We start from the raw sequence: 7,103 nt of genomic DNA on the forward strand, positions 1-7,103 counted from the left end.
CGCACCCCTCGTCACCACCAACAGCTTGCCGCTCTCCAAAGCCGGGGCAACCAGCCAGGCCTGAAGCACAGCCACGACGCGCGTGGTGAGGCCGAGCGCGTCCTCGCCGTCACCAGCCATCGCCATAAGGACGGCAACCGGCGGCAAAGTCTCGCGGACGGCGAGCGCCGCCACGTCGTCCACGGTGGCGACAGGCGCCCAGGGAGCCGGGGCGACGGCACCCTCAGGGGCGGGCAGTTCGGTCCACTCCACACGGAACAGCGAGTCGCGGCTCTCCCGACTGGCCGCGTCGGCGCCGAGTTGCTCGGCGGTGACCGGCAGGGATACCAGCGAGTCCATGGTCAGGACGAGGTCACCGGTCTCGTCGGCGGCCTGGAACGAGAGCGCGTCCGGGCCGCTCGGGGCGACTCGTACGCGCAGGGCGGAGGCGCCCAGGGCGTGCAGGACGAGACCGTTCCAGGCGAAGGGCAGAACTCTGCGGTCGTCGTCGGGGTTGGCGAAGGCATTGGTGTGCAGGGCGGCGTCGAGGAGGGCCGGGTGGATGCCGAACCGGTCGGCGTTCTCGCGCTGCTCGGGCGGCAGGACAGCCTCGGCGAACAGTTCGTCGCCGCGCCGCCACACGCCGCGCAGGCCTTGGAAGGCCGGACCGTAGGCGTATCCGCGGGCGGCCAGGTCCGAGTAGAAGTGGTCGATGGCGACGGGCTGCGCGCCGGCCGGGGGCCAGGCGGCGAAGTCGACGGCGGGCGTCGTGCCATCGGCCCGGGCGGCGTTGGAGAGCAGGCCGGTGGCATGCCGGGTCCATTCCCCCTGTCCCGCCTCGTCGGTGGTCTCCTCGCGGAGGGAGTAGACATCCACGGTGCGCGAGCCGTTGGAGCCGGCGCCGCTGACGGCGACCTGGATCCGGACGCCGCCGTGCTCCGGCAGCACGAGCGGTGACTCGATGACGAGTTCCTCCAGGACACCGCAGCCGAACTCGTCGCCGGCTCGGACCGCCAGATCGACGTAGATGGTTCCGGGTACGACGACCGCGCCCGCGATGGCGTGGTCCGCGAGCCACGGGTGGGTGCGCAGGGAGACTCGGGAGGAGAGGACCAGACCGTCGGACTGCGGCAGCGGGACCACCGCGCCGAGCAGCGGGTGATCGGTGCCCGTGAGGCCGAGCGAGACGGCGTCGTCGGCGGTGCCGGTCAGCTGGATCCAGTAGTGCTGGTGGTCGAAGGCGTACGTCGGGAGGTCGACGCGGCCGGCGTCGGCCCGGGCCGCGAGGACGCCGCTCCAGTCAACGTGGACGCCTCGGACGAAGAGCTCGGCCATCGAGGTGAACAGGCGGCGAAGCCCGCCGTCTTCACGGCGCAGGGAGCCGGTCACGACGGCGTCGGCCTCGGCGCCGACCACGATCTCGCTGATCGGCTGGACCAGGACGGGGTGGGCGCTGGACTCCACGAACACGGTGTGGCCGTCGGCCAGGAGGTCGGCGACCGCGGGACCGAAGCGGACCTGCCGGCGCAGGTTGCGGTACCAGTAGCCGCCGTCGAGGACACCCGCCTCGCGAATCCACTCGCCGGTCACGGTGGAGAGGAACGGCACGGCGGGAGCCTGGCTGCGGATGTCGGCGAAGGCCTCGCTCAGGGTTTCCTGGACATCTTCGACATGCCGGGTGTGCGAGGCGTAGTCGACTGCGATACGGCGCACGCGTACGCCTTGGTCCTCCAACGCGTCGACGGCCTCGTCGAGGGCCTCGGCGTCACCGGCGATCACCACTGACGCGGGACCGTTGACCGCCGCGACCTCGGTCCGGCCGGCCCACCGCTCCAGACGCCCGACGGCATCTGCCTCGGACAGCGCCACCGACGCCATACCGCCCCGGCCCGCCAACTCGCCCGCAATGACCTGACTGCGAACCGCCACAATGCGAGCAGCGTCTTCCAGGGACAGCGCGCCCGCTACACACGCCGCGGCGATCTCACCCTGCGAATGACCCACCACCGCATCCGGCACCACACCGACCGACCACCACACCGCGGCAAGGCCGATCATCACGGCGAAGCTCGCGGGCTGCAGCACATCCACGCGCTCCAGGAGTTCGGCCGGAGCATCACCTCGCAGCACATCCACCAGCGACCAGTCGACCCACCGCTCGAGCGCCACCGCGCACTCAGCGATCCGCTCCGCGAACACCGGTGAGGAGTCGAGGAGTTCGCGGCCCATGCCGGTCCATTGCGAACCCTGCCCTGGGAAGACGAGCACGACCTTTCCGGCCCCGCCCGGCGTCGACGCGCTACCGACGGCCACCCCGTGTGCGGCTTCTCCGCTCGCCAGCGCGCCCAAGCCCGCCAGGGCCTCCTCGGGCGAGTCGGCCACGACGACCGCGCGCTCGGCGAGCGTCGCCCGGCCGGTGGCCAATGCGGCCGCCACGTCGGCGAGCGCGACCGTGCCGGACGCCTCGCCGAACGACAGCAGACGCTCCGCCTGGCCGGTGAGCGAGGCGGCCGTGGCCGCCGACAGCACCAGCGGCACCACTCCGTCGATCGCTGGAGCCGACGAGCGGCCGGAGGCAGTATCTGCGGCGGGCTCGTCTTCCGGCGCCTGCTCCAGGATCAAGTGGGCGTTCGTACCGCTGGCACCGAACGAAGACACACCGGCCCGGCGCGGCCGGCCCGCCTCCGGCCACGCGCGAGCCTCCGTCAGCAGCTCCACCGAGCCCGCCGTCCAGTCCACCTGCGAGGTGGGGGCGTCGACGTGCCGGGTGGCGGGCATGACACCGTGCCGCAGCGCCTGCACCATGTTGATCACCCCGGCCACACCGGAGGCGGCCTGGGTGTGGCCGATCACCGACTTGACCGAGCCGAGCCACAGTGGCCGGTCCTCCGACCGCTCCTGGCCGTACGTGGCGATCAGGGCCTGCGCCTCGATCGGGTCACCAAGAACGGTGCCGGTGCCGTGGCCCTCGACCATGTCGATGTCAGCCGTAGTGAGGTCGGCGCTCTCCAGCGCCTTGCGGATGACGCGCTGCTGCGCGGGTCCGTTGGGCGCCGTCAGGCCGTTGGAAGCGCCGTCCTGGTTGAGGGCGGAGCCGCGGATCACCGCGAGGACCCGGTGTCCGTTGCGGCGTGCCTCCGACAGCCGCTCAAGCAGGATCACACCTGCGCCTTCGGCCCAGCTGGAGCCGTCCGCGCAGGCCGCGTACGACTTGCAACGGCCGTCGAAGGCGAGGCCGCGCTGCCGGGCGAAGCCGACGAACCCGCCAGGGGTTGCCATCACGGTGGCGCCGCCGGCCAAGGCCATGGAGCACTCGCCTCGCCGCAGTGCCTGGGCGGCCAGGTGAATGGCAACCATGGACGAGGAACACATGGTGTCGACGGTGACGGCGGGGCCTTCGAGGCCGAGTGTGTAGGCGACCCGTCCCGAGGCGACGCCGCCCGCGGTGCCCAGGGCGCGCTCCAGGCTGAGGAAGCCTTCGAGGCCGCTGAGGTCGGGCGCGTAGTCCTGGTGGACCATGCCGGCGAACACGCCGATGTCGGTGCCGCGTACGGAGTTCGGGTCGATGCCGGCTCGTTCGAGGGCCTCCCACGAGACCTCAAGGAGCTGCCGCTGCTGAGGGTCCATCGCGAGCGCCTCGCGCGGCGATATCCCGAAGAAGGCGGCGTCGAACTGGCCGGCGTCGTGCAGGAACGCGCCCTCGCGGACATACGTCGTGCCGGCGTTGTCCGGGTCGGGGTGGTAGAGGCCTTCCAGATCCCAGCCGCGGTCCTCGGGGAAGGTGGTGTAGACGTCGGTGCCGTCGGTCACCACCCGCCACAGGTCCTCGGGGGTGCGTATGCCGCCCGCGTACCGACAGGCCATCGAAACGATCGCGATGGGTTCGGCCGAGGACTCGGAGAGACGCTGGTTCTCCTGCTGGAGCCGCGTGTTCTCCTTGAGCGAGGCACGCAGTGCGTTGACGATCTGCTCGTCCGGTGCCGTCATCTCGGTAGGTCCTCCGTCTTTGTCGCTGTCGGTAAACCAAATGGCGTAAGTCGGCTCATCAGTTGGTGTCTTTTCCCGGGGCGCGCAGCATGGCGAGAAGGCCGGCCTTCCGGAACCGGGCGAGCGGGACTCACTGTCGCCCGTTTCCGTCAGCGGTTCAGAACGCAGGAAACCGACGAGGACGTCCGGGGTCGGATGGTCGAAGACGAGGGTCGCAGGCGGCTGCGAAGTACGAGGTCAGTTGACACGGCACGGAACCCTCATCGCGGGCTCGCATCGATGCGAAAAAGAGAAGACACAAATAAAGACCCCTGAATTTTTGCTGGGCAATTCTGTGACCGCAAAGGGTTCGCGAATATCGAGGGCTGCCTCCATGACACTAGACAGGGCCGCCTTCGCGGGGCATCCCCTGGTCTGGTAGCTCCCGGTTGCGTCCAGGTCGGGGCCCCCTGGCTGCTCGCCGCCCCGCGGCCGCTCCCGCGACGGAGGAATCAGCTGTCGTTTCCCAGGGCTCGCTTCACGAGGTCGGCGACGTCCATCACGTCGATCAGATCGGCGTCGTCCTCAGCGGCGGGCATCACCGGGTCTGGCTCGGGAGTTGTCACCCCAGGGGCAGAGCCGGCCTCGGGACCGGCGAGGCTGAGCAGCATGTCGAGAAGGCCGGCCTCCCGGAACCGGGCGAGCGGGACCTGCGCGAGTACGCGCCTCAGCTCGTCTTCCCGCGCGTCCAGGTCGTCGTCGTCCGTTTCCGTCAGCAGTGCAGAGCGCAGGAAACCGACGAGGGCGTCCGGGGTCGGATAGTCGAAGATGAGGGTCGCGGGCAGTCGTAGACCGGTGACCACGTGCAGGCTGTTGCGGAGGTTGACCGCGGCGAGCGAGTCGAAACCGACCTCTTGGAAGGACTGGAGTGGGCCGATGCTGTCCGTGCTGCTGTGTCCGAGGACGGTCGAGGCCTGTCCGCACACCAGCCGGAGCAAGAGACGGTTCTGTTCCGCCTCGGGGACGTTGCGGAGGGAGTCCACCAGGGATGAGGTGGTGCTGACGTTCTCGGCATCTGGCTGGGAGGCACGCAGGGCGGCGGCGGCCTCGGGCAGGTCGGCGAAGAGCGGGCTGACCCGTACGGAAGTGAACGCCGGGATGAACGCCTCCCAGTCCATGTCGACGATCGTCACGGCTTTCTCCCGTGCTTCCGCGGCCTGTTCGAACGCGGTCATCGCGATCTGTCGGGTCATCGGCAGGACACCGCGGCGGCGCAGCTGCGCGAGGGTCGCCTCGTCCATGGCAGGGCCGATTTCGTCGAGGGTTCCCCAGGCGATCGAGGTGGCCGCGAGTCCGCGGCCGCGGCGCCGTTCGACCAGGGCATCCAGGACCGCGTTGGCCGCGCCGGAGACGCCCTGGCCACCACCGCCCCAGATTCCGGCGATCGAGGAGAAGACCACGAAGGCGTCGAGCGGGGCCCCGCCGGCGTCGGTGTCGGTGTCGGTGAACAGTTCGTCGAGCCATACGGCGGTGTCGACCTTGGCCGCGAAGACCTCCGTGAGGTCGGCGAGGCCGGTGTCGGCGATGTTGCTGGTCCAGGCGGAGTCGGCGGCGTGCACGACAGCGGTGAACGGCTGCTCTTCCGGGGTCTCGGCGATGAGCCGGGCGAGCGTTTCACGGTCGGCGTCGGCGCAGGAGACGACTGTCGTCTCCACTCCGGCGGCCGCGAGCTTGTCCAGCAACTCGGTGACGGCGTCGGCGGGCGCCTGAGGCGTGGTCGTGATGATGAGACGGCGCGCGCCGGACCGGGCGAGCCAGAGCGAGGCATGTGCGCCGAGGCCCTCGGCGCCGCCCGTCACAAGGACTGTGCCATGAGGCTGCCAGCCGCCGTCGGCGGGCGCCTCGGGTGCGGGCTTGCGGGTGAGCCGCCTGCTGTAGACGCCGGAGCGGCGTACGGCGAGCTGGTCGTCCCCCGCCGCACCGTTCAGCGCGCCCACGAGATACTGCGCGGTCCGGGGGTCGGCGGTTGCCGGTAGGTCGATCAAGCCGCCCCACCGGTCGGGGTGTTCAAGGGCCACGGCGCGGCCCAGGCCCCAGAGCGCGGCCTCGCCGGGATGGGTAAGGGTGTCCTGGATACCGGTGTTCACCACGCCCCGCGTCAGACACCACAGTCGCCCGTCGACGCCCGCGTCTCCGAGGGCCTGAATCAGCGCGAGGGTCCTGGCGGCGGTGACAGTGGCGTCCTGCGTGCCGTCGAGGGCGAGCAGGGAGAGGATTCCTGCCGGTTCGTACTCGGCTCGGATGCCGCTCAACTGCTTGGTGAGCCCCGTGCGGGTGAAGGCAGAGGGAGCGGTCTCCAAGGGCACGATGTCGAGTCCCTGGGCACCGAGCGCCGCGAGGAGCTCGGCCACCTGGGAGCCGGCCGTGGAGTCAGCCGGGAAATCGGTCGCGCCTTCGATCGGGCATCCCGGCGGCAGTACGGCGAGCCAGCGGCCCGCGGGTACTCCCGACATCTCCCGGTCCAAGGGCCGCCAGGTGATGGCGTAGCGGAGGCGCTCAGCGCTGAACCGCTGTCGACGCCTGCCGCGCCAGTCCGCCAGCACCGGCACGACAGTGCGCAGGGCGTCTCGCAGACTGGCGGAGTCCGAGGCGAGCAGACCGGCGAGCGAGTCCGCGTCGGTCTGCTCGACTGCGCTCCAGAAGTCCGCGTCGGTGTCCTCTCCCCAGGCGCCGCTGCCGTCGCCGTCATCGGCCTCCTGCAACCAGTAGTGACGTCGGTCGAAGGCATACGTCGGGAGCTCGACCTGCGAGGCACCGGCACCGGCCGGCAGCATTGCCGCCCAGTGCACAAGCACACCCCGGACAAAAAGCTCGGCCATCGAGGTGAGAAGCCGGCGCAGACCGCCCTCCTCACGGCGCAGCGAACCACCGACGACAGCACGCAGCCGGACCGTGTCATCCGCCTGGTCCACGATCTCATTGACGGGCTGCACCAGAACCGGATGGGCACTGGCCTCCACGAACACCGTATGACCGCCGGCCAGGAGGTCGGCGATGGCGGGACCGAAACGGACCTGGCTCCGCAGGTTGCGGTACCAGTAACCACCGTCGAGGACGTCTGCCTCCTTTACCCACTCACCCGTCACCGTCGAATAGAA

The 7,103-nt window shown here is 70.5% G+C and carries 2 protein-coding genes; both read right to left on the reverse strand.

What is annotated here, in order from left to right; translation table 11 throughout:
- Positions 1-3,966, reverse strand: a 3,966-nt coding sequence (locus tag B100_RS0133335) for a type I polyketide synthase (RefSeq protein WP_024888665.1), incomplete at its 3' end; no start/stop codon positions are given.
- A gap of 491 nt (positions 3,967-4,457) precedes the next feature.
- Positions 4,458-7,103 (reverse strand): KR domain-containing protein (locus B100_RS0133340; protein WP_037724066.1); only part of this gene is annotated, 2,646 nt, incomplete at its 5' end.

Source organism: Streptomyces sp. CNH189 (genome assembly GCF_000527195.1).